We start from the raw sequence: 23,057 nt of genomic DNA, 5'->3' as shown, positions 1-23,057 counted from the left end.
CTATTGCCTTATGCACTATGCCCTGCTTTTCCTTGCAAGTTTATCAATACCAGTATGGCTGACATCTGCCGGAGGCACATCTGCCCGCCGGGAAGAAGAAATGACAGCTGTCTTATCAGATGATAAAAAAGTAGTTGAATGGTATGTTAAACCGGGTAACAGCTGGGTATACCAGAACAGTAGTGGCGACAGTTACCTGTATGTGAATATCAAAAGTGGAGAAGGACCGACGACTAAACCGAGGGTGCCGCTGAATATATCGCTGGTTCTGGACAGGAGCGGCTCGATGGAAGGCGATAAGATCCGGTATGCCAGACAGGCGGCCAAGTTCCTGATAGATCAGCTGAACAGTACAGACTACCTGTCAATCGTGAACTATGATGACCAGGTAGAGGTAAGCAGTGCTTCGCAGCTGGTGAAAAATAAGGAGGCATTAAAGAGCGTGATAGATAAGATCAGTGACCGTGGCGCGACTAACCTTAGTGGCGGTATGCTGGAGGGGTATAGTCAGGCGAAAGCCACCCGTAAGGAAGGCTATGTGAACAGGGTATTATTGCTAACGGATGGTTTGGCAAATCAGGGTATTACTGATCCCCAGGCGCTGAAAAAGCTGGCGGAGAATAAGTACAAGGAAGAGGGGGTGGCGTTATCCACATTTGGTCTGGGGGCCGATTATAACGAAGACCTGCTGACCATGCTGGCAGAAACCGGCCGTGCTAATTATTATTTTATTGACAGTCCGGATAAGATCCCGCAGATATTCGCCAGTGAACTGAAAGGCTTACTGAGTGTTGTGGCACAGCATGCGTGGGCGGAAGTCACTATTCCACAGAATATGGAATGTGTGCATGTATACGGGTATCCTTATGAGGTAAAAAATGGTAAAGTGCTGATCCGGTTTAATGACCTGTACGCTAATGATGAGAAAGCGATCCTGATTAAACTGACAAGTAAAGGGTCCTATACCGGCGATCTGCGGTTTGACTGCTCGGTGGGATATACGGATGCGGCCTCCTTTGAACAGGTGAAAGAAGGAAAACCTGTAGTGGTTAAGATGACATCGGATAAGGAGTTGATAAAGACCGGCGAGGAAAAGGATGTACAGGAAATGCTGGCCCTGTTTGAATCAACGGAACACTTTGACGATATCATGGCAGATGTGGATAAAGGACAGTATGAAAGTGCACGTAAGAAAGGCGCCGCTGCTATACAGGCACTGAAAGAAAAACAGGCTGTTTATAATTCGCCTAAACTGGCAGCCCAGGTACAGAAAATGTCCTCGTATGTACAGCAGATGGATGCTGTGAAAGTGATGCGGGCATCTGAGAAAAATATGTATCAGAAGATGAACAAGTCCATGAACTATAATATGAAAAAGGGGAGAGCGGTAGATGTCAAAAAATAACGGTCACCAGCAATATGGGGAAAGCCTGATCATCCTTGATCAGGCTTTCCTGTCTTATTTACTGTAGTGCGTTGCTGTCACCATAACGAGCATTACACCATACAGACTTTATAAACACGGTTTACGCTTTTTCCAGTACTTCAAACTGCTCATCAGCACTTGGTCCGTAGCTACCCGGGATCGGTATGTCCAGCAGGCGGAGGAATACTCCCAACTGCGCCCTGTGGTGTACGATCTGTGAGTAGGAAACACGGATGAACTCAGCTTTTGTAGAAGAACTGTAGATGTCTTCTCCGTTTCTCAGTACCCACTGCTCATCCAGCTGGGACAGTTTCGCTTTTTCCAGCTCTGCTTTTGCCTGGGCCAGGTTTTCTTCGAAATAAGCCAGTAGTTCGCTGACACTATTGATCACTTTAGGGTCATATGGGGCAGTGGCGAAATCCAGTTCTTTGGTATTAAGGACCATGCCTACCCAGGATGGTAATTCTCCTATGTGGGTAGCGAGCCTGATCACTGACATGCTTTTAGGGTGCGGCTGCCAGTTGAACTTGTCTTCAGGAATGATAGAAAGCATTTTGCGGGTGGTTTGTGCTTCCTGTTCCATTTCTTTGAGTAGAGATTGAATGATTTCCATTATTGTGTGTTTTTTTGATGCTGAAACAAAGTAACAGCCACCTTGTGACAACCCTATGTCAGTAGGAAAGTGTCGCCCCCAAACTTTATTTCTAATCCACTAATAATGCCTGGTATTCCTTTTCGAATGTTTCCCCGTAGATGTTCTCATATTCCTTCTTAAAACTGTTGTAAATCGCTCTGGCTGAGGCATGTTGCTTCAGAACAACCAGTGCTCTGCATTTGAACATAACCGCTTCTTCACTGAGTGCGTCAAAGTTGAGTATGCTGTTGGCAATGGCGATGGCCAGTTCCGGGGGGTATTTATCTGTGTTTTCCTGAAGATGCTGCAGGAAGTGGGTAGTAATGCTGGTAGAGAATTCCGATTTAAACTTGTCCAGCCAGCTGTATTCTGTCTCCGTGAGCAGACCTCCCCTGGCAGTGAAGACCAGCTGATCAGCGATCTGGCCGGCAGACGCGAAATATTGCAGCAGGTCGATCTTTACCTGCCCGGGGTCAAAATTCAGCAGCCATTTGTCACCATCTTTTTCCAGGGTGTAGTGCCCCAGTTTGTCCAGTACGTTTTTAAGTTTAACGATATTGACAGAGCGGTTGTTCCTGGCGTCTTTGCCTGACCTGCCCGGCCACAGGGTTTCATTTATCTTGTCAGACGTAATGCCTTTCCTGTCGGGGATGGAATGTAATAGTAACAGCAGGAACAATTCCTTCACAAGTGGACTGAATAGCCGGGTGATGTTATTACCATCTTTGTCCAGTACAGTGAAGTGTCCAAACAGGAAGATCGTTGCGCCAGGCGCAGGACTGGCCATTGGCATTGCTGCTGGTTCAGGTGTTATGTTGACAGGGATAGCCGGGCCTGAAGAAGGCAATGCATTGGTGTGGATAACTGGTACGGCCAGCGGGGAAGCGACGGTCCGTTTACGGCGGAACAGCCAGCCGATCGTCACCAGCACGCTGGCGCTTATTGCTCCCCAGAGTAGCCAGTGGCTTCGGGGGCCAGGTGTATCAGGTGATGCCAGCAGGGCAGGAGGGAAGAGTATTGTGTATAGGCGCACCTGCGTCACATGGTTCTGCGGAGTGAACAGTGTAACCACCACCAGTCGCTGTGCCTTCTCATAATAAAATAGCTCAGCCCTGGCCCTGATGTCGAAATACCGGAAGGGAATAGGTGTTGCCAGCCGGGTATATACCGGCCTTGTCAGCGATCCCCGGATCAGCTGAAGGGAAGACTCCATTTTGTCATTGTCGAAGGTCAGTGCATAGAAACTTTTTTCCTTCGTGTCAATGACCATGGTGTTCCCGAAAGCAAAAGGATGTTCAGGAACAGGTAACTCATATATCTTCCTGAATGCCCCGGTGCGGGCATCAAAGAGATGAAGATCATAGAGATGGTGTGGGTTCAGTAGCTGGTCGCCATTTATACTGCCGTATCCACCTATAATATAGGCAGAGTCGCCGTTCTCAGTTGTACCCAGGGCCGCCTGATAACGGGGCGTGTAGGTATCGCCGGAAGTCTGCACATCCTCCCATTTATGTGTACTGACACGATAGCGTTGTACCTCATTTGTGTAACGGTAGTTACCATATCCACCTATAACATAGATAGCGCTGTCGAAAGGAGCATAGAACCTGTTGGCATGCCAGTATTTAGTGACGCTGTCATTATCCACCTGCATATCCCAGGCATGTTTTGTTTCATCGTAGGTAGTGACCGTTTTCAGGTCCGGCAGGAAGTTGTAGAGGGCATTACGGCCATAGACGGATTGATTGCCGGCCGGAAGTCCCTGTGTCTTTGACAGACTATCCACATACAGGATATCTTTATTGACGTCATATCTGAACAGACTATCACGTGCACAGATATACACAGTGCCTTTTTCCTTGTCGAAAGCGACACTGGCATTCCCCATAGTGGTAAACGCACCGGTTTGTTCCCAGTTGCGGTAGACATATGCTAACCATATAGGGTGATCAATGACTGCGACCTGGTGTTGGCGGACGTCGGTAGCTGTATGGCCTGTAGACTGGCGTAAGGGCCAGTGATAGGTGAGTTCGTTTTCTTTGAATATTTTAAGATCTCTCAGCCGCATGGGTGCCAGGTCAAAGGTCTTATCCCTGCCATAGCGGTTAGCGCCGAATGATAATCGCCATTTTCCTCCTACAGCAGACCGGAGGGGAGCTTTACCCACCACCCGACCGTTCATTTCGAAAGTCAGTGCGGAGGGCACTTTATCTACCCGTAACCGGAGGTGTTGCCATTGACTGATGAAAGTATCAGGTGGTGTTTTGATCGAGATGCCCGTGTAATCATCGCCGGCGATGATTTCCAGAGCGGCCGTACGGACGTTGTAGACAAGGTCTATGTGCTGGTCTTTTTCGTCGGTGAGCCGGAAGATGTATCCGAAGTAAGAACCACTATTAGGTATAAATGAAATATCAAAAGCGAGTGAGAACTGGTTACCGGCTTTAAATGGCTGATCCGGAAATACATTCATGCCGGTCCTGGCGTCGGGGTCCATGCCTTTGCTGGCAAACTGAAGACCATATTCTTCCTGGGCAAAAAGATGCCTGGGTATTAGCATGAATAATACCGGTAAAATGTATATATGGAGGCAGCTTTTCAACAGAGTACATTCACGAACAACCCTCATTATGTCACTGTTTTGAGCCGGCAAGTTATATCCTTTATTATCAACGGTGTGTTAACTTTTCTTTAACAGCAGGTATTTCGTGCAAGCGTAAACGATTGTTATTTAGTAGATTAATCTGTTAACATACCTGGGTTAATCATCTTAGTAAACCACGTTAACCGCTTATTAATCCCCCTGTTCATACCCCAAACCTTCCTTTGTGCCCAATAACTCTATTTCCAATTATTACAAAAATCACAACCAGAAACATCATGAAAAGATGGTTATGCGTCCTTTTGCTGACATGTTGTGTTTTTAACACCTACGCACAGTCGCGTATTGTTAAAGGCCGGGTCACTGACGAGACAGGGCAACCGGTGATCGGGGCAACAGTTAAAGTAATGGGGACCGTTAATGGGACGGGGACAGATGAAAAAGGGCTTTTCACGCTGAACGCAACTGACAACCCGGTACTGATCTTCAGTTCCATTGGGTACAAAACAGACACTTTTAAGGTAACTACCCAGTCAGATATTCATCTGGTGCTGCGTAGCAATGTATCGGCACTGAACGACGTGGTGGTGGTAGGTTATGGTACCCAGAAAAAAGTAAACCTGACCGGCGCCGTATCCCAGGTGTCAGGAAAGGTCCTGGAAAACCGGCCTATACCTAACCTGAGTCAGGGCCTGCAGGGTGTTATTCCTAACCTGAACCTGGTAATGGGGGATGGTAAGCCTATTCAGTCACCGGCATTTAACATCCGTGGTACAACCTCTATAGGTCAGGGTGGTAATGCGCTGGTACTGATCGATGGTGTGGAAGGCGACCCCAGTATGCTGAACCCTGCTGATGTAGCCAGCATTTCTGTACTGAAAGACGCCTCTTCCGCTGCTATCTATGGAGCGAGGGCTGCTTTTGGTGTGGTACTGATCACTACCAAAACGCCCACTAAAGATAAACTGAGCGTTACCTATTCATCTAACTATTCTGTGAAAAAGCCGACCACTGTTCCTGATATGGTGACCAATGGTTACGAGTATGCGAAGAACTTCAATGAAGCATGGTCTGCCTGGAACGACTACTCACAGTCACCGCAGAACATCAACAAAACGCAGAAGTTCTCCCTTGCTTACCTGGAAGCACTGAAGGCACACAACGATAATCCTTCTCTGCCAAAGACAGAGCTGGATGCTAACGGTAACTATGTGTATTATGGTAACACAGACTGGTACGGACTATTGTATAAGAACCGTACTTCTTCCATCGATCAGAACCTCTCTGTGTCAGGAAGCAGTGGGAAGGCGAGTTACGCTGTATCCGGACGTTACTACGGACAGGAAGGGCTTTTCCGCTTCAACTCTGATGACTACAAAATGTATAACGTACGTGCGAAAGGTAATATTCAGCTGACTGACTGGTTGCAGGTATATAATAATACCGAGTATTCCAGCAGGGAATATCATAATCCGCTGAACGTTGGTGAAGGTGGTGGTATCTGGAGGAACATGGCAGATGAGGCACATCCTTCCTCTATGCTGTACAACCCGGATGGCTCGCTGACCTATACCGCCGCTTACACCGTAGGTGATTTTGTATATGGTAAGAACGGTGTTGATTTCAACCGCGCACTCTTCCGTAATACAGCAGGATTCATTGCTAACGTAGCTAAGAACAAACTGAGACTGCGGGGCGACTTTACCTATCAGAGCATCACCGAAAAACAGAAACGTCTGCGTGTACAGGTGCCTTACAGCGCTGCACCTGGCGTAGTGGCATACGTGGGTACGGGTTATAATGACCTGATGATGAGAGATTCTGTGAGCAGATATTTTGCATCTAACCTGTATGGTGAATATGAGAACACTTTCGCCGGTGGTCACTACCTGAAATTGTTAGGTGGTTTCAACTATGAGCAGACCACCTTCAATGGTATGCAGGTTACAAGAAATGGTCTGATCTACAGTGATGCGAAAGACCTGAACCTGGCATTGGGCAGTAATGTTACGACTGCCGGTGGTTATGAGAAATGGGCTATCCAGGGTGAGTTCTTCCGTATGAACTATGCATTTAGAGATCGCTACTTACTGGAAGTGAACGGCCGTTATGATGGTTCTTCCAAATTCCCTTCCAACCAGCGCTACGCGTTCTTCCCGTCTGTATCCGCAGGTTGGAGAGTATCTCAGGAGAAGTTCTGGAAAGTGCCTGCGAGGATCATGTCTGACCTGAAGATCCGTGGTTCCTATGGCTCCCTGGGTAACGGTAATATTGCTTCTTACGCATTCCAGGAACAGTTCCTCATTGCACAGTCTGGCCGTGTGATCAATGGCATCAGACCACAGATGACTAACCAGCCGGGTGTACTGCCGAATGGCCTGACCTGGGAAACAGCTACGACGACCAATGGTGGTATTGACATGGCATTCCTGAATAGTCGTTTGACCGTAAGTGGAGATGCGTATGTACGCAGAACAACTGACATGTTTACCGTAGGGCAGACATTGCCAGCCGTATTTGGCAACGACGTACCAAAAGGTAACTATGCTGATTTGAAAACAGTAGGATGGGAAGCAACAGTGACCTGGAGAGATCAGTTTAAACTGGCTGATAAACCATTTAACTATGGCATCACTGCTGTGATCTCTGACTACACATCCACTATCACCAGGTATAATAATACGAATAACAAGCTGACGGACTACTATGCTGGTCAGAAATATGGTGAGATCTGGGGGTATACCAATGATGGTTACTGGACAGCACAGAACGTAGGTCAGGCAAAAGCTGCACAGGCGTTGTTCAAAGCATCCAACAGCGGCCAGTGGCTGCCAGGTGATGTGAAATTCAAAGACCTGAACAACGATGGTGTGATCAACAACGGTGCTAATACACTGACTGACCATGGCGATCTGAGCATCATCGGTAACAGTACACCGCGTTACAGCTATGGTTTGACACTGGATGCAGGCTGGAATAACTTCTTTTTCAGCACTTTCTTCCAGGGCGTAGGTAAACAGGACTGGTGGCCTGGCGCTGAGTCAGATGTATTCTGGGGGCAGTATAACAGACCTTACAACTTCATGCCTAAATCACAGGTAGGAAAGATCTGGTCTGAAGAGAACCCAGATGCATATTTCCCACGTTATCGTGGTTATACTGCGCAGAATGGTTCTGGTGTATTGAATGCCAAACAGTCTAAATACCTGCAGAACGCTGCGTACCTCCGACTGAAAAATGTGCAGATAGGTTATAACCTGCCGAAGACATTTATCAGCCATGCGAAGTTATCTGCTGCACGCGTATACCTCTCCGGCGAAAACCTGTGGGCGCATTCTCCTATGTTCAAGGTAACAAAAGACCTCGATCCGGAAAGTATTGGCAGGTCCGACACGGTGACCGATACCGGCAACTCTGGTAATGGTAACAACTATCCTATTCTGAAGAGCATGACCCTTGGTCTGAGTGTTACATTCTGATAATAATACAATCAAACGACAGTAATGATACAACAATATATTTCCCGGCTGCAGCGTGTGCTGATGATCGCAGGTATGGCTGCGTTGCTGAGCAGCTGTTCCAAGAACCTGGACCAGACGCCTGTAGCTACTGCCGACAGAGATGCCATCTTCGGCAGCGAAGCAGGTATGAAGTTATATACCAACTCTTTTTATGATGTACTGCCAGGCATGGGTGATGTGTTCCGGAAAGATGCCATGGCCGATTACAGCGCCGTAAGTGGTGTGCCTGACTTTCTGAGAACAGGCGCCTACAACGCACGTGTGGCAGATGGATGGGACTGGAAGCAACTGCGTAATATCAACTATTTCATCGTCAACTGTAATAATCCCGCGATAGACTCGACTGTCCGTAATAACTACATTGGCCTGGCACGTTTCTTCCGTGCATACTTTTACTTCGAAAAAGTAAAACGCTTCGGTAATGTACCCTGGATCAATAAGCCGCTGAGCATTGATGACCAGGAAGGACTGTATGCAGGCAGAGATAACCGTACGCTGGTGATGGATTCTGTTATTGCTGACCTGGACTTCGCGGCTGAGCATATCACGCTGAAAAGTGATGCAACGGCCAGTCAGATCACTAAATATGTGGTGTATGGTCTGAAGTCGAGAGTATGTTTATTTGAAGGGACTTTCCGCAAATACCAGACATCCTACAACCTGGCTGAAACCGCTCCTGCATTATTACAAAAGGCGGCTGATGCAGCTAAGAAAGTAATGGACGAAGGCGGTTACACCCTCAATCAGACAGGCGGTACCGCACTGGCATACCGTCAGCTGTTCATCAGTACAGCACCGGTAGCAACGGAAGTCATGCTGTCCAACGTTACCAGCAGTACTTTGGCTGTGTACAATGATGCCAACTGGTACTTCACATCTGCCACGTATGGTAACCGCCTGAGCTTTACCAGGAACTTCATCAATACCTATCTGAATATAGATGGTACGCCTTTCACCAGTAAAGCAGGATATGATACCCTGCCGTTCATAAAAGAAACACAGGGACGCGATAAGCGCCTGCAGCAAACTATCCGTATGGGAGCTTACACCCGTACCGATAATGGAAAAACGGTTGCAGCTCCTCCGGTATTTTCTTATACTTACACCGGGTATATGCCAATTAAGTTTTCACTGGACGATACCTACTATGATGCGGGTACAACCGGAACGAACGCCATTTGTCTGATGCGTTACGCAGAGATCCTGCTGAACTATGCAGAGGCAACAGCAGAACTGGGTAAGCTGTCTGATAATGACTGGGCGAAAACAGTAGGTGCATTACGTACACGTGCCGGTATTACCGGAGGTGTCTCCGCAAAACCAACAGTGGCTGATAACTATCTGAAGACAAACTATTTCCCGGGTATTTCGGATGCAGCCTTGCTGGAGATACGCAGGGAGCGTGGAATAGAACTGGTGCTGGAAGGCTTCCGTTTTTATGACCTGGTGAGATGGAAACAGGGCGACCTGCTGACCAGATCATGGACGGGTATGTATGTACCGGCACTGGATGTACCAATGGACCTGAATGCAGATGGTAAGATGGATGTGTGTTTTTATAAAACAGCACCGGCACAGCAGATCAGTGGTGTGACTTATATCAATGTGAATCAGACACTGAATGGTACAGTGAATCCGCAGGTGTTATCACAGGATACACATGGTGAAATACACTGGCTGGACAACGTTTCCCGTGAATGGGCAGATTATAAGTACCTTTATCCGGTACCTTATACTGACCTGCAGCTGAATCCTAAACTGGGCCAGAACCCGGGATGGGAGCTGTAATCAGGTAATTAAATGATCATTATAAATTAGAGATGCAGATGAAAAGAAAGATGTTCCTGGTGGCTGTTTTGACCGTATTGAGCTGTGCTGTGATGGCGCAGAGAATAACGGTGGCCTCTTACAACATGCGTAACGACAATAACACCGAAGATGCCGCTCATGGCAACGGCTGGAAACAGCGTTATCCGGTGATCGCTGCTATGATCCGTTTTCATGGATTTGATATTTTCGGTACGCAGGAATGTATGCATCACCAGCTGGAGAACCTGAAAGATACGCTGCCTGGTTATGCGTATATCGGGGTGGGCCGTGATGATGGGAAAGAGGCAGGTGAGTATTCTGCTATCTTTTATAATACCAGAAAATTTAAATTGCTGGAACATGGTGATTTCTGGATGTCAGAGGTGACTGACAGGCCGAATAAAGGATGGGATGCTGTATTGCCAAGACTTTGTTCATGGGGTAAATTCAAAGAGACCAAAACCGGATTCACTTTCTATTTCTTCAATCTGCACATGGACCATATTGGTGTGAAAGCAAGAGCGGAGAGTGCCAAACTGGTGATGGACAAAGTAAGAAAGATGGCCGGCAATATACCGACTATCCTGACCGGCGATTTCAACGTAGATCAGCGCAGTGAATCTTACACACTGATCAATACTTCCGGCTTGCTGAAAGATGCATATGAGACGACCGCTATCCGCTATGCAGAGAATGGCACTTTCAATGCGTTCAATACAAACAGTAAGACAGACAGCCGCATTGACCACATTTTCCTGACCAAACAATTCCGTGTGGAAAAATACGGTATCCTGACTGATACTTACCGTGGTCCGGTGGTAAAGGAAAACGAAGGAGATGAAAAGGTGGCTTCAGCCGACTTTCCAAAAGAAGTGTCACTGAATAAATATGTGGCACGTGAGCCGTCAGATCACTTTCCGGTGATGGTAGTTGTTTCCTGGAAATAGCACATTTGAATTATCATATAAAAAGCTCCTGCTGGTGTGGTCCGGCAGGAGCTTTTTGAATTTTTTCTGAAAAATATTTTTTCCGGGATATTTGGTTAGGACTGCCTGTGATACCAGTAATGGTGGGACCTTACGGGGATTGAGATCAATAATATGAGGAGGTATTTCTGTTTATTTAATAGCAGGTAGTAGTACTCACTTGTGTTTCCATGAGTACATTTTTTGGGTAGTATTGATTAGCAGTTAGTTGTAACAAAAGCGAAAAAGAAGGCTGTTCAAACATGCAATTAACAGTTGTACAATTGAAACTGTACTACCATACATTGCGTATGTTTATAATATATTAATACACGCTTTAGCCTTCCTAATTATCTATGGTGAACTTATCTGAAAACATTGTTTTTACTGCAACTGTTGCAACTATGCTTGGTTTTATAGTTTATTTACTGACCAGGCAATATTTCTCAAGGCACGGGAAGACCGAATATCAGAAGAAGATAGAAATAGCGAACAACGAAATGCTGTATTCTATCCGGCCTTTGCTGGTAGAAAAAAAGGTACCTTCTAAAGAGATCCTGGGAGCAGTTCGTTTTTCAACGGCGAAGAAGTACGGAGTGGAACAAAATGACCTTTACGATGAATTTTCCCTGACGAGCGACTTAATTAGCGAAACAATTGCCAATTCATTTTTGACTTCAGATGAGAAGCTGGAGTTCTGTAGTTTGCTGCAGTCGATCAAATAATGTGCAATCTGCTTTGCCGGCGGGCGCCTTCTAAGCTAGTGCTTAGAAGGCGTCTTGCTTGTAGGCTTTTTAGCCTCTTTCGCAGCAGTTGATTTAGAAGAGCTTGATTTGTCAGCGGCCGTTTTGGTTTTGGATACTGTCTTCGCAGTAGTGGGTTTGCTGTTCGTTGTTTTTTCAGCAGAAGTTTTAGCGGTAGCAGTGGCAGGTTTAGGCATTGTAGCCTTTGGAACCGGCTTCTTTGCATTGATCCGTTTTATTTCAGCGCTGGCCAGGTCTTTTGCTTCCTGGTCACCTACTTTTAAAGTCTGTTCGTAATATTTAACTGCGGTAGCGTCATCGCCTTTCTTGGAGTAAAGGTTTGCGATATTGTTCAGAACAATATAGTCTTTCGGTGCTATTGCATTGGCCTTCAGGAAGGTCTTGAGCGCATTTTCATTATCTTCTTTCAGCGTATAGGCGAGTCCGAGGTCTGACAGGCTTTCTACGTGCTTAGGATAATATTTCAATACCGTTTCAGAGATCAGCTGGATATTATCCGCCTGGCTCTTACCTACGTTATAGATCTGGGCCACATACTCCTGTACAGCGTTCAGCATGAACTGCTCCGGCTTTTCCAGTGGTTTATTGTCTGCCCATTTCCATTTATTGTCGATCGTATGGCCGTAATTGATAGCCGATACGAGTTCTTTTGTCAGATAAGTATAGTTGTAATTCTCACCCAGCATGTATATCTTGCCGAAGCGCATATCCAGTCTGTTCGGGAATTTGGCAATACCGGAATTGATGTATTTGAATCCTTTGTTGAGCGGTTCTTTTTTGTAACCGACTTCACTGGTATAACCAGCAGGATCACCATTTTTTCCGGCTTTCAGGGAGTTAGAACCATTAGCAGTGTGGTTAATGGTCACTACTTCAGTTTTACTTTTGGAGACGTAATAATTGAAGTAAGCAATGTAAAGTTCAGCGTCATTGGGTTTAGCTTTCTCCCATTTAGCCAGGAGGATGCGCTGTTTGGTTGTGTCGCCACTGTTGCTTAATTTCTCGAAGTCCTGCTTGTAGTTTTGGGCAATAGTAGGGATTGAAAATGCTGCGGACAGCAAGAAGAATGTAGAAAATCTTTTCATATTCATAGGATTGGAATAACGGTACTACGCCGTTGATATAAAAAATCGCACCTTGTTCTTACTGGTTACACCAGACCTTGGAGTACAAAGTTACTGAGATAATACTATTTTTCGCCATATTTTGACCTTACGGTCACAAATAAACTAGATTCATAGATGCTTTGCGGTGAGATAACTGTTTCATTAATAGGGAGATTATCACCATAACGTTCGCGGATAATCTCTTTTACCGGGCCGCTGCTCAAATCAAAATCTTTTATCTTTTGCAGCCTGCCTACGGCTACACCAGCAGCTCTCTTATAAATCTTCCATATCAGCTCTGAACAATATATTCTATCATCTGACCATTCAAAATATCCATCATAAGGTTTGCCGATCATCTTTTTCCCTTCCGCTTCCATTTCGCTGAGTACCTTGTCTGTTAATACTTTATCTGCATTCTTAAGACGGCGTACCACATACTTCTTCCCATCTCCATGCGAGATCCATTCATCCAGTGGCGTTATTTTAACTGGTTGGACCGCTTCAAGTACATAGTCTTTATTATCTATTTTCCAGATCATACCACAATGACTGAACCTGGAGTGTGTAGCCAGCCTGACGGCCTGGCACTGTGGTGACATAGATGTCTGAAAGATAACGTCCCCTGAACGCAATGGCGCTTCCTCTTTTTTAAAGGCATACACATAAGTAAGCAGACCTAACGAGGTAATAACCAATCCTGTTGCCAATATTTTTCTCATACTTTCAAGTTAAACTGGATATAAGCGCATACGTTATACACATATAAATTTAGAGAAATTTATCGCTACCCAAATGTTAAAATCATGAGATCGGTAGGGTTTCTGTTGTATTTTAACTCGTTTTTATGCTTTTTTCACACTTTTGGGGCATAAAATTGATAGGCGGTAGTATAACGCTGAGTGCCACTACTTACTGTTTTCAGTAGTTCTCACAGTACTCCGGGAGTTATGCTTTGCAGGTCGCCTGGTGATGTACCGGGAACTTTACGGAGTTCGCAATGAAGCATAACTCGTTGGCTTTTCCATGCAGCGCATTGGCCTGGTCAATCATGGCGGGATCGGTAATAGTGACCTCCGGGTGGAGGGTCACTTCTGAAAAGTATCCTCCGCCATCAGCTGTTTCTACCATTGTACCTGTAGCATGGTCAATATAATCTGTTACCACAATCCCCGCGACCGAGCAAAGATGCAGGTACCACAGCATATGACAGGAGGAGAGTGAACCTACGAGCATTTCTTCCGGATTGTAACGGGTCTTGTCGCCGCGGAAGGCAGGATCGGAGGAGCCGGGAATGTCTGGTTTGCCGGATACCTGTAATACGTGACTGCGTTCATAAGACTGATAACCAGTAGTTCCGGAGCCAGTATTGCCAGTCCAGCGGGTGGTCATCGCATAGTGGTGGGTGCCTTTCATATGTAGTATCGTTTTAACCATTGTATTCGGCAAGTCGCTGCAGGAGGGGCAGGAATGCTTCTATCAGTGCCAGTTCCTCGGCGGAAAACAGCTTGTCCATCGCCTTCACCAGCCATTCTTCCTTAATTCTCCTGTTTTCAATCAGGTGTTGTGTGCCTTTCTCCGTTAGTGAAACCACCGATTTCCGCTTATCTGTCTCATCCATGACCCGGTTTACACACCCGACCTCTTCCAGCCGGTTGAGTATCTGGGAAATGGCCTGTGCCGAGATGCGCTCCATTTCCGCCAGGGCAGAAGGAAGCAATTTGCCATGCTGGTCTAACAGGCCCATTGTCAGCAACTCTGCGTTAGAGAAATCGGAGCTGATATTTTGTTTGCGTAGCTGCCTTACCAGGCGGGTGACCGTACTGCGTAGGGAAGCGGCTACTTCATAAGTGTGCGAAGTGTTTGCGGACATAATACAGAATCAAATGGCAAAGTTACTTTATTAATTAGGAATTAGAAATTAAGAATTAGGAATGGGCTGTAATGAAGGGAAATAAAATAGCATATCGATGTGCTTGAGCCACCGGATGACCTTTTGTATCTGTTGAGTATATTAATGGCAGGCTCTTTAGGCATTAATTTCCCGATTGCCAGTTCCTAATTCCTAATTAATTCGTACTTTTGTAAAGTAACTTTATTAATTTTCTTTATTAAATATGTCAATATTTCGTTCATTAAAACACCATAACTTCAGACTTCACTTTATTGGACAAGCCATTTCTCTCATAGGCACATGGATGCAGCGGGTCGCTATCAGCTGGCTGGTATACCGCATCACAGGCTCGGCCTTCCTGCTTGGACTGGTGACTTTCCTCAGTCTGATACCTTCCCTGGTACTGGCTCCCTTTGCCGGTAGCTTTATAGACCGACATAATAAGTTCAGGGTGGTGATGGTCACCCAGGTAGGCCTCATGGTCCAGGCGGGGGTGCTGGCTGCCATGATCTGGCTGAACTACTATAATATGGTCTGGATTGCCGCATTAAGTCTCCTACAGGGTTTAATTAATGCATTTGATACAACTGCCCGGCAGGCCCTGATGGTCGACCTGGTGGATAATAAAGAAGATCTCCCCAATGCGATCGCGCTGAACTCCTCCGCCTTTAACGCTGCCCGGTTAGTAGGGCCGGCACTGGCAGGTATTATACTGAGCTCATTCGGTGAAGATGTGTGTTTCCTGATCAACTTCCTAAGCTTTATAGCAGTGATCTGTTGTTTGCTGATGATGAAGCTGACGCTGATCCCCGCATCCCGTTCAGAGGTGAATATATGGGCCGACCTGCGTAAAGGATATGAATACCTGAAAGATTCTCCCGATCTCTCTTCGCTGATACTACTGCTGGCAGCTTCCAGTCTGCTGGTCATTCCATATACCACCCTGTTGCCCGTATTTGCAAAAGATGTTTTTCATGGTGATGCGACCACATTCAGCTGGTTTGAAAGTGCTGCGGGTTTAGGTGCGTTGTTTGGTGCGGTGTTTATGGCGACATTAAAACCAGGGCACGATCTGATGCGGCTGACGATAGTATCGAGTACTGTTTTCGCTGTAGCCCTCCTCGGTTTAGCGGTGTCTTCTTCTATCGTATTTGCGTTACTGGCAACGGCTGCTACTGGTGGTGGATTAATGATCCAGAACTCCGCGATCAATACTTATCTGCAAACGCATGCTTCTTCAGAAATGAGGGCCAGAACACTGAGTTATTATATCATGTCTTACCAGGGGATGCTGCCGATCGGTAGCCTGGTGATAGGGTATCTGGCACACTATTTCGGCGTTGGGGTAGTGGTATTTGCTGAAGGCATTATGGGTATCCTGATCGTGCTGGCATTTATGCTGCATCAGAGAGGGATTAATCACTGGCTGCGGGTGTTACATGTGATCAGATTGCGGTATCTGCGTTAGGCAGGGGTATAAAAACGTGTTCAGCCTGGCGCCGCAAAGACCAGACTGAAACACTATATAGGGAAAACAATAATGGAAGCAAGGCCGGCATAGGTTATGTAAAAGGCCATAGCAGGGGTTTGGGGTAAGATCAGTGCAAGCAGCAGGCGCCTTGCCACTATGCACTGACGGAGACCGCGGCTCCTAACGAAATGATGGATGAGTTAACGCACGAGCACTACATTGAATGCCCTGATAATTGTTTGTACATCGCTATTTGAACGCTTTGTATTCTTAAAGCGGATAGCAGTGAAATTATTCTCTCCAACATCGGGTATATACACATAGAAAGTCTTCACTTCACCTGTTGAAAAGCTGATAGTACAGATGCCTTCGTATGAAATAACAGCATAATGCAGCTGCATGTCTATTCTGAATGTTACATTGCTGCTGTTGAACGCCTGGTCAAACAGCACCAGCTCCTGATGCTGATCTTTTTCATCTCCGAAAATCATTACCAGGTCATCAGCTGACGTGGATAATGGATCGATATTATCCACAGAACCAAAACCGGACAATTCCAATAAACCATCTGTGTTTTTCAGCTCTCTGTTATCAATTGTCGCAACGGTTGTAATAGAACCACCGGATGCCAGTTGACCGGGCCTCGATAAATAACCGGGATTACCATTGTTAAAATAGGTTGCAACAAATTGATTGATTCTTGATTTCAGCATAGTGTATTAAAAAAGTTAAAAGATGTGGCTATATTATTTGCATAGTTGTCGTCTCACCTATGCACACAAAAGCCCGTGTTACGACGATCGCTTTTCGTAAGTGATATGAATGCTGCGTCTTACGCAGTATCCGGATAAAAACGTTTGAAAGTTGGCGCCTGTCTGCGTATGCCAGCTGCAGGCGCCATGGGATTCGTATTACATAGTCAAAAGCGTATTGCTAAATAAGATGGTATCATGGTTCTTTGAGAAAAACAGTACTTACATAACCAAAGTTTTATGCATTACAAGATTGATTTTTAATTGCCTGAAAGAGGGGTTCATCTCCTTCCCGGCGGGTTTATATTCAATAGGACAGGTGTTTCGTGTGTTTGACCGTCTTGTTTACATAACAAAGATACAGGAGCATTACGCATTCATCGTGCGTAGTGAAAAATGTGGATAACATAAATGAAAAAAAAGCGGAAGAAATAAATATTTCTCCCGCTGTCATCATAGAATGAAAACAAGTTTAAGTCCAATAAACACATAAAAAAATGCAGGCAGGGTAACAATACGGAAGCGACTGTTTTGCCTGATGCTCTATCCAGGTTGAGCTACCTGTCCAACATGGTTGAAACAGGAGAGGATTCGAACCCCTAGCCTTCAGATCCTGCGAAGTAACGCTTTCCTACGACACCTGCCTTAAGAAAATAAAAAAACGAGGTAACAGGCGGAAAATAATGTTGTTTTCCATCTGCGCCTAACCACCTCGACCATCCGCCTTTCAGCGGAGAGGGACTCGAACCCCCGTAGCAGATTATTTGTCGATTTGGAGTCGAAGTATTACTTCCCTACGACACTCGTTTTTTATAAAAGTACAGACATAATCAGCCCTTAGGTAATAAGCGAAAAGTGTGTGCTTGTTTTCCTGACAGAGAAGTAACACCTTTCTACGACACTTGTAGCTGTTATGCATACAGGACCGTTGCCGGGTAATAAATAATAAGCCCTTTCTATATACGCGCGCTACTGATTACGCCATCCGCCGGCAGCGGAGCGGGAATTGCACCCGCACACTCGTATTCCCTACGAAGTAAGACTTATCAACGACACCTTGGTCCTGCAATATTTTAAAAACATCCCTCCCTTTTGGAGGGATGTAAAAATGAGGTGAACAAAAAATGAATCCTTAGAAAGAAAGGCCGGCTATCTCAGTAACGGCGTCGCTTCCTCTTTCAATCGCATCCAGTATTCCGAAGATCTTATCACTCCATCCCGCAATGAGGTAAACATCGTCCTGACGTACGTCCAGCGGTACCGTATTGTAACCCGCCAGATTGAACAGATACAGCTTCGCATCAGGCGCTACATGCTGCTTATACCATGTCCATTTTGCTGATATAGCGTTCGCTGCGGCATTGTTGTTGGTCGTACTATCCCACAACTGCCCGTCAGTGAACAGCATGATCTTATCAGCAACCTGTTTTCTTTTGATCAGATCTTCCAGTACCAGGAATCCGTTGGTGGCGTAACCCACTTCCCCTTCCCTGCGGTAGAATTCGTCTACGTTACTTAAGATCTTATCCGAAGACATATCAACTATTTTCCAGGTGTCACCAAACATACCGGAGACTACGTTTTTACATCTGTGCTTTAACAGCATACCCAATAGCAGACCGATATCATACAGCAACACTTTGCTCTTTGGAGAGATCGGTTGTTGCATGGAACCTGATACGTCACATGCGATCACCACACGGGTGTCACTATCAAATCCTTTCAGGGTGGAAACACTGGTTTGCAGGGCTGCCTCAATGGCATTTCTGATATCAGGCAAACAGCTGTGCTTTAAATCTTTTATCTCTCTGTATGCAGCCAGATAACGGAAAGGAAATTGCTTCGCCTTCATGATCGCTTCTCTGTCTGACAGCATACGCGCCACCTTTAGCATATACGCAGCTGTTACACCATATTGCAGCATATTGCGCAGGTTACGTAATGCTGCCATGTAACCCAGTTTTCCGCTTTCTATCAGTTGTGTCCACACCGCTTTGAATGCTTCTGCCTTTTGCAGTTCATCCTTGTATGTGTATTGTCCGGCCGCTGACAACTCAGTTTCCCATGTGTAAGGTGTTGATAACTCGTTGTTCACTATCTTGTTGAATAATGCCTGCTGTGTCTCATCCTTTGCTTTCGGATGCACAATGAACAGCGCATCTTTCAGGGTGATAGCGGTTTTACGGTTGTATTTTGCAAACTGATATTCGTCAAATTTGTTGAACGCAGTGACCAGTCCCTTTTGTATTTGCTTACTCAGGCGATTAAGCTTCTTCACTGTTTCACCTCTGTCATTTGCCAGGGTGTAGTATGCCAGTAACTCAGTGATTTCATCTGCACGCTGTATCACACGACCTGTCAGCTTTCCTACCAGGTCGTCGCCTTGATGCAGTTTCGCAAGTTCTACTGTCAATACCAGCGGCACTGTACGCATGTACATCTTTTCACGCGTGTATACGGCAAGCTTTGCGACGAATTGAGGATCGTTTTTAGCAATCAGCTCTCTGATACGTTCCAGCTTTGTGTCGGCCTTTTCATAAAACTGGTCGTTAAGAGAAGCTGTCACCACAGTGCTGTACAGCTCCAGTTCCGGTGTCAGCGCGTATGCTTTTGCGCCACCGTGATTGGTTACCTGTGCTGCTTTTTTAAGGATGTTGAATCTCATGACCGTTTGTTTTTGTTTGATGATACAAAGTTGAAAGCCATGTGCGCACTTTTTTTGCGCAGGACAAAATTATTTTCCGTTTTTATGAAAAAAAACCGGCGCCGGGCAGGGTTACAATACAGCGTATTTTTTCATTGAGTTGATTATCATCTGTTTAGTGTACTATTCTTCCTATATATATGTATAGGTAGGTGCATGAACGATCCCTTATTCCATTATAATCCTCTTATAATAACTTCATTTATCCGTTACTGAAGGGATAGTTATATCCCAGCCATGATCCGGTAGGGGAAAAATGTACAAGACATGGAGAATACTATCCATTTTTTACGGTCTGCTTTTGATGCAATTTTACATTGTCAATAACGACGAACACACACATATCAAATCATAAAAAAATGAAAACGTTCAATGTTCCTACCAGAGAAGAAGTAAGTGCTAACAACCAGGTACTGTTTGACAATCTGAAAAAAGGTATCGGCAAAGTGCCTAACCTGTACGCTACGATGGCACATTCTGAAAATGCACTGGGTACATACCTTGCATTACAGGGTGCAAAAACTTCTCTGAAACCAAAAGAGAAAGAAGTAGTGAATCTGGTAGTTAGCCAGGTGAATGAGTGTGAATACTGTCTGGCGGCACATACTTATATTGGTAAACTGAACGGATTCTCTGATGAGCAGATCATTGAGATCCGCAAGGGCGGCGCTTCTTTCGATCCTAAACTGAATGCTATTGCTACATTGGTGAAGAGTGCAGTAGAAAATAACGGTAAGCCTGAAGCCGCATTGGTAGATCAGTTCTTTGATGCCGGTTATACAACCGAAAATCTGGTAGATATCGTAGTGCTGATCGGTGATAAGATGATCACTAACTATCTGCACGGTATTACAAATGTGCCTGTTGATTTCCCTCCAGCACCTGCATTGTCATAAGTAACTTGCCTTAATCATAGATATCAGACAACCGCATCTCCTTTTTTGGGTAAAAGTCTCCGGGCCTGGACGGGTATAACAAGCGACGAACAAGCGACGAACTAGCGACGGCCAAACTACATAGAAGCTGGGACTTTACCGGGACAATGAGGAGGTGCGGTTTTTCCGTTTCCGTACAATTCCATTAAAAGAAAAAGGCCCCCTCGTATAAACGAAGCGGCTTTACTTCCTGATTAACATAACCATAGTGAACTAATATCTTCTTCTGAAGCTTAATTTCTTAATCATGACGTCATCGTCTATATCGGAGATAAGGCAATTCGCGCCCAGTACCGAGGTATCGGCACCGAGCAGGTACATGTATGTTCTGAGGGAATGTGTACAATCCGGCAACCAGCTGAGGGAGGGATACCCCAGAGAATCAAGGGGTATTCCTGTGTGCACGTGGTCATAACCAAATGCATCTAACAGTGTAGGGATAAGATCGGGCAGATTGTAATAGCGCTCGCTGGTCGTGATCAGCGAATTGTGAAACGAAACAAAGGCCGCGTCGCCCACGCAGGGGGAACCGAAGGTATACAAGCGGCATGGATGCAGCGTGTAGGCGTCTCCCGCGGCGAATAAGGTTGCCATTGCAGCGCCCAGACTATGCCCGGCACAAACCATAGGCTGTGTATCATCTTCCGACTGCATGTCGGTGTAGTTGATACTATATCTGATATATTTCAATAACCCTTTCGGCTTTACCTGTCCGGGCTCTGAGAAAGTCATACTGTTAAACATATCCAGGAATCCGGATACAACATTGCCACTGTTATTCCCGAATGGCCCAGGGGCTGGCAGGGTGTCCAGCGTCTCTGCCCAGCTCAGAAAATCATCGGAACCGCGCAATGCCAGCACATAAGTAGTAGGTGCATCCGGTGAAAAGATACTTTTAGCCAGAAAACCACTGTATATCAGCGACGTTTTCCCCTTTTTACTTTCCTTTCTGTGAATGTTATAGACAAGTGAATAACCTAACGGAAAATATGGATATTCCTCCTGTAGCGGACTCTGTTCCGTCACCTGGTAGGCGGCATCTATAAAATGAGCATATTTCAGTGCAATGGTCTGTGTGGACTTTACCATAACCCGTTCTGTTAATCAGTGAATATGCAGCAAAGGTACCGGCATATCCATGTCAGCAGCTGGGAAATGGCATGAAACACGCTTTTAGGGTCATAAGTGGTTAAACCTGGGTCATAACAGGTTTAGCCTGGGGCACAGGTGGTTTCTTTTTTAGCAGGTAATGAGCGATCAGGACCTCTGCCAGGGGAACGGCCATTAAAATACAGAAGAGGATCAGTACGCCTTTCTGTATGCCTTTCAGGAAATGGTCGGCCTGAATGAGGGCTATTTTCGCAAATAGTCCCATTCTTACTACTTCTTCAATGCGGGAGGCCATCAGTTCTTTGCTGACTTCCTCATCTAATCCCAGTTTCTCTTTCAGGATCTTGTGAATGTTGTGTTTGATCAGCTGTGCCATACCTTTTCCCTTGGTCAGTTTCAATACCCAGGAAAAGAAGGTGTTACTCACCTGTTTGGCAGTCTCCTGACTGGAAAGGGTGCTGTAGTACTGTGTATAGATCACGTCCGCCAGTACATCTATCAGCTGGTCGGTGGACATGGTGGACAGCGTTGCCTTGTTATCCTGCATATAGGTGTGTACTGCCCCGGAGATACTTGTGTCGAATGAGGGAGGTATCTGTTTGATATACACTTCCGTATGCGCCTTGATGTCTTTTCGAAGGCTTTTGAAGAAGCCCCATTTGGCCCAGAGGAAACCTGACAGTAACGGTAGTAGGATAAAATAGCTGTATGCGAGTACTTTCAGGGCTTTGTGCCTGCGGGGCACCCGTATTTTTTTCCGGAAAATGATCAAGACAATGATTGTCAGTATTAAAGCTGTTATACCATAGAGAACAGCACCGGAAATAATAGCGAAGGGGTTGGTATACTGACCGATCTGGCTTAGGGTTGCGTAAATTTCTTTCATTGAAATGCTACAATGTGAAGCACTAAGATATATAAAAATATATGTTATACTTCATATTGCAGCATTCTTTGTTACTCGACGGCTCAGGCGTTCTGCCTGACAATCTGTTCCAGGTTGTTCACTGGTACCACGCCAGATTGGCGCCATACGATCTTACCCTGTTTGAAAAGGATGAGCGTAGGTACACCCTGTACATTATATGCATTCGCCGCAGCGGGATTTTTATCCACATCTATCTTCAGGATAGTGGCCGTATCGCCTACTTTCTGTTTCAGCTGATCCAGTATAGGCGCCTGCATTTTACAGGGTCCGCACCAGGTAGCAAAGAAATCCACTAATACCGGTTTGTCACTATTTATGATCTCTGAAAATGTTGCCATGATTTATAACTGTTGGTATACCAGTTACATCACAAATAATATGCAAAAGTGCCGGGAACTGTAGTTGTGGCAGTCTCGGCGTGTAAGTCTAAACTGGA

The 23,057-nt window shown here is 45.7% G+C and carries 18 protein-coding genes; 7 read left to right on the top strand and 11 right to left on the bottom strand.

The window, feature by feature from the left end; all coding sequences use genetic code 11:
• The first annotated feature begins 10 nt into the window (after positions 1-10).
• Positions 11-1,405 carry a vWA domain-containing protein gene (locus GWR21_RS15270; RefSeq protein WP_162332584.1) on the top strand — a complete coding sequence of 465 codons (1,395 nt, stop codon included), beginning with the start codon at positions 11-13 and terminating at the stop codon, positions 1,403-1,405.
• Positions 1,406-1,526: 121 nt separating this feature from the next.
• Here GWR21_RS15270 and GWR21_RS15265 read toward each other — a convergent pair whose 3' ends face one another.
• Both GWR21_RS15265 and GWR21_RS15260 read right to left on the bottom strand, forming a co-directional pair.
• Positions 1,527-2,039 carry a DinB family protein gene (locus GWR21_RS15265; RefSeq protein ID WP_162332583.1) on the bottom strand — a complete coding sequence of 171 codons (513 nt, stop codon included), beginning with the start codon at positions 2,037-2,039 and terminating at the stop codon, positions 1,527-1,529.
• Positions 2,040-2,130: 91 nt separating this feature from the next.
• Complete coding sequence (locus GWR21_RS15260; RefSeq protein ID WP_162332582.1) at positions 2,131-4,620, bottom strand: kelch repeat-containing protein; 2,490 nt, start codon at positions 4,618-4,620, stop codon at positions 2,131-2,133.
• Positions 4,621-4,940: 320 nt separating this feature from the next.
• On the opposite strand from GWR21_RS15260, the gene GWR21_RS15255 reads away from it, so the two are divergent.
• The 4 genes from GWR21_RS15255 to GWR21_RS15240 all read left to right on the top strand — a co-directional run bounded on the left by GWR21_RS15255 (position 4,941) and on the right by GWR21_RS15240 (position 11,682).
• Positions 4,941-8,141 (top strand): SusC/RagA family TonB-linked outer membrane protein, encoded by a 3,201-nt coding sequence (locus GWR21_RS15255; RefSeq protein ID WP_162332581.1) that lies wholly within the window; start codon positions 4,941-4,943, stop codon positions 8,139-8,141.
• Positions 8,142-8,165: 24 nt separating this feature from the next.
• The gene (locus tag GWR21_RS15250; protein WP_202929096.1) at positions 8,166-9,971 is read left to right on the top strand and encodes a RagB/SusD family nutrient uptake outer membrane protein; all 1,806 of its coding nucleotides are present in this window, start codon (positions 8,166-8,168) and stop codon (positions 9,969-9,971) included.
• A gap of 38 nt (positions 9,972-10,009) precedes the next feature.
• Positions 10,010-10,939 carry an endonuclease/exonuclease/phosphatase family protein gene (locus GWR21_RS15245; protein ID WP_202929095.1) on the top strand — a complete coding sequence of 310 codons (930 nt, stop codon included), beginning with the start codon at positions 10,010-10,012 and terminating at the stop codon, positions 10,937-10,939.
• A 422-nt stretch (positions 10,940-11,361) separates the two neighbouring features.
• Positions 11,362-11,682, top strand: coding sequence for a hypothetical protein (locus GWR21_RS15240; protein WP_162332579.1), 321 nt, complete (start codon positions 11,362-11,364; stop codon positions 11,680-11,682).
• Between the two features lie 35 nt (positions 11,683-11,717).
• On the opposite strand, the gene GWR21_RS15235 is transcribed toward GWR21_RS15240, so the two are convergent.
• The 4 genes from GWR21_RS15235 to GWR21_RS15220 form a co-directional block, all read right to left on the bottom strand.
• Entirely contained in the window at positions 11,718-12,806 is a 1,089-nt protein-coding gene (locus tag GWR21_RS15235; RefSeq protein WP_162332578.1) for a tetratricopeptide repeat protein, read from the bottom strand.
• A gap of 104 nt (positions 12,807-12,910) precedes the next feature.
• Positions 12,911-13,549: a YiiX family permuted papain-like enzyme gene (locus GWR21_RS15230; protein ID WP_162332577.1), complete on the bottom strand. Its 639-nt coding sequence runs from the start codon at positions 13,547-13,549 to the stop codon at positions 12,911-12,913.
• 226 nt (positions 13,550-13,775) lie between these two features.
• Entirely contained in the window at positions 13,776-14,243 is a 468-nt protein-coding gene (locus GWR21_RS15225; protein ID WP_162332576.1) for an OsmC family protein, read from the bottom strand.
• A 13-nt stretch (positions 14,244-14,256) separates the two neighbouring features.
• Positions 14,257-14,700 carry a MarR family winged helix-turn-helix transcriptional regulator gene (locus GWR21_RS15220; RefSeq protein ID WP_162332575.1) on the bottom strand — a complete coding sequence of 148 codons (444 nt, stop codon included), beginning with the start codon at positions 14,698-14,700 and terminating at the stop codon, positions 14,257-14,259.
• A gap of 244 nt (positions 14,701-14,944) precedes the next feature.
• Between GWR21_RS15220 and GWR21_RS15215 the strand changes: the two genes are divergently transcribed.
• Positions 14,945-16,189, top strand: a complete 1,245-nt coding sequence (locus GWR21_RS15215) for an MFS transporter (RefSeq protein ID WP_162332574.1) — start codon at positions 14,945-14,947, stop codon at positions 16,187-16,189.
• Positions 16,190-16,392: 203 nt separating this feature from the next.
• Here GWR21_RS15215 and GWR21_RS15210 read toward each other — a convergent pair whose 3' ends face one another.
• Entirely contained in the window at positions 16,393-16,905 is a 513-nt protein-coding gene (locus GWR21_RS15210) for a hypothetical protein (protein WP_162332573.1), read from the bottom strand.
• A gap of 1,171 nt (positions 16,906-18,076) precedes the next feature.
• Positions 18,077-19,609 (bottom strand): TROVE domain-containing protein, encoded by a 1,533-nt coding sequence (locus GWR21_RS15205; protein ID WP_162332572.1) that lies wholly within the window; start codon positions 19,607-19,609, stop codon positions 18,077-18,079.
• A gap of 398 nt (positions 19,610-20,007) precedes the next feature.
• Between GWR21_RS15205 and GWR21_RS15200 the strand changes: the two genes are divergently transcribed.
• The gene (locus tag GWR21_RS15200; protein WP_162332571.1) at positions 20,008-20,544 is read left to right on the top strand and encodes a carboxymuconolactone decarboxylase family protein; all 537 of its coding nucleotides are present in this window, start codon (positions 20,008-20,010) and stop codon (positions 20,542-20,544) included.
• A gap of 252 nt (positions 20,545-20,796) precedes the next feature.
• On the opposite strand, the gene GWR21_RS15195 is transcribed toward GWR21_RS15200, so the two are convergent.
• The 3 genes from GWR21_RS15195 to trxA all read right to left on the bottom strand — a co-directional run bounded on the left by GWR21_RS15195 (position 20,797) and on the right by trxA (position 22,959).
• Positions 20,797-21,672 carry a lipase family protein gene (locus tag GWR21_RS15195; RefSeq protein WP_162332570.1) on the bottom strand — a complete coding sequence of 292 codons (876 nt, stop codon included), beginning with the start codon at positions 21,670-21,672 and terminating at the stop codon, positions 20,797-20,799.
• A 100-nt stretch (positions 21,673-21,772) separates the two neighbouring features.
• The gene (locus GWR21_RS15190; RefSeq protein ID WP_162332569.1) at positions 21,773-22,579 is read right to left on the bottom strand and encodes a hypothetical protein; all 807 of its coding nucleotides are present in this window, start codon (positions 22,577-22,579) and stop codon (positions 21,773-21,775) included.
• An 83-nt stretch (positions 22,580-22,662) separates the two neighbouring features.
• Positions 22,663-22,959, bottom strand: coding sequence for a thioredoxin (trxA, locus tag GWR21_RS15185; protein ID WP_162332568.1), 297 nt, complete (start codon positions 22,957-22,959; stop codon positions 22,663-22,665).
• Positions 22,960-23,057: the final 98 nt, after the last annotated feature.

The sequence above is a fragment of the Chitinophaga agri genome (assembly GCF_010093065.1).
Lineage (GTDB): Bacteria > Bacteroidota > Bacteroidia > Chitinophagales > Chitinophagaceae > Chitinophaga > Chitinophaga agri.
The sequence above is the reverse complement of the archived record's forward strand: the minus strand, read 5'-3'. Positions and strand labels throughout refer to the sequence as shown.

Bases quoted from the DNA above. Each gene is read 5' to 3' on its own strand.
- GWR21_RS15270 (WP_162332584.1), top strand. From the start codon at position 11: ATGCACTATGCCCTGCTTTTCCTTGCAAGTTTATCAATACCAGTATGG.
- GWR21_RS15265 (WP_162332583.1), bottom strand. From the start codon at position 2,039: ATGGAAATCATTCAATCTCTACTCAAAGAAATGGAACAGGAAGCACAA.
- GWR21_RS15260 (WP_162332582.1), bottom strand. From the start codon at position 4,620: ATGCTAATACCCAGGCATCTTTTTGCCCAGGAAGAATATGGTCTTCAG.
- GWR21_RS15255 (WP_162332581.1), top strand. From the start codon at position 4,941: ATGAAAAGATGGTTATGCGTCCTTTTGCTGACATGTTGTGTTTTTAAC.
- GWR21_RS15250 (WP_202929096.1), top strand. From the start codon at position 8,166: ATGATACAACAATATATTTCCCGGCTGCAGCGTGTGCTGATGATCGCA.
- GWR21_RS15245 (WP_202929095.1), top strand. From the start codon at position 10,010: ATGAAAAGAAAGATGTTCCTGGTGGCTGTTTTGACCGTATTGAGCTGT.
- GWR21_RS15240 (WP_162332579.1), top strand. From the start codon at position 11,362: ATGCTTGGTTTTATAGTTTATTTACTGACCAGGCAATATTTCTCAAGG.
- GWR21_RS15235 (WP_162332578.1), bottom strand. From the start codon at position 12,806: ATGAAAAGATTTTCTACATTCTTCTTGCTGTCCGCAGCATTTTCAATC.
- GWR21_RS15230 (WP_162332577.1), bottom strand. From the start codon at position 13,549: ATGAGAAAAATATTGGCAACAGGATTGGTTATTACCTCGTTAGGTCTG.
- GWR21_RS15225 (WP_162332576.1), bottom strand. From the start codon at position 14,243: ATGAAAGGCACCCACCACTATGCGATGACCACCCGCTGGACTGGCAAT.
- GWR21_RS15220 (WP_162332575.1), bottom strand. From the start codon at position 14,700: ATGTCCGCAAACACTTCGCACACTTATGAAGTAGCCGCTTCCCTACGC.
- GWR21_RS15215 (WP_162332574.1), top strand. From the start codon at position 14,945: ATGTCAATATTTCGTTCATTAAAACACCATAACTTCAGACTTCACTTT.
- GWR21_RS15210 (WP_162332573.1), bottom strand. From the start codon at position 16,905: ATGCTGAAATCAAGAATCAATCAATTTGTTGCAACCTATTTTAACAAT.
- GWR21_RS15205 (WP_162332572.1), bottom strand. From the start codon at position 19,609: ATGAGATTCAACATCCTTAAAAAAGCAGCACAGGTAACCAATCACGGT.
- GWR21_RS15200 (WP_162332571.1), top strand. From the start codon at position 20,008: ATGAAAACGTTCAATGTTCCTACCAGAGAAGAAGTAAGTGCTAACAAC.
- GWR21_RS15195 (WP_162332570.1), bottom strand. From the start codon at position 21,672: ATGGTAAAGTCCACACAGACCATTGCACTGAAATATGCTCATTTTATA.
- GWR21_RS15190 (WP_162332569.1), bottom strand. From the start codon at position 22,579: ATGAAAGAAATTTACGCAACCCTAAGCCAGATCGGTCAGTATACCAAC.
- trxA (WP_162332568.1), bottom strand. From the start codon at position 22,959: ATGGCAACATTTTCAGAGATCATAAATAGTGACAAACCGGTATTAGTG.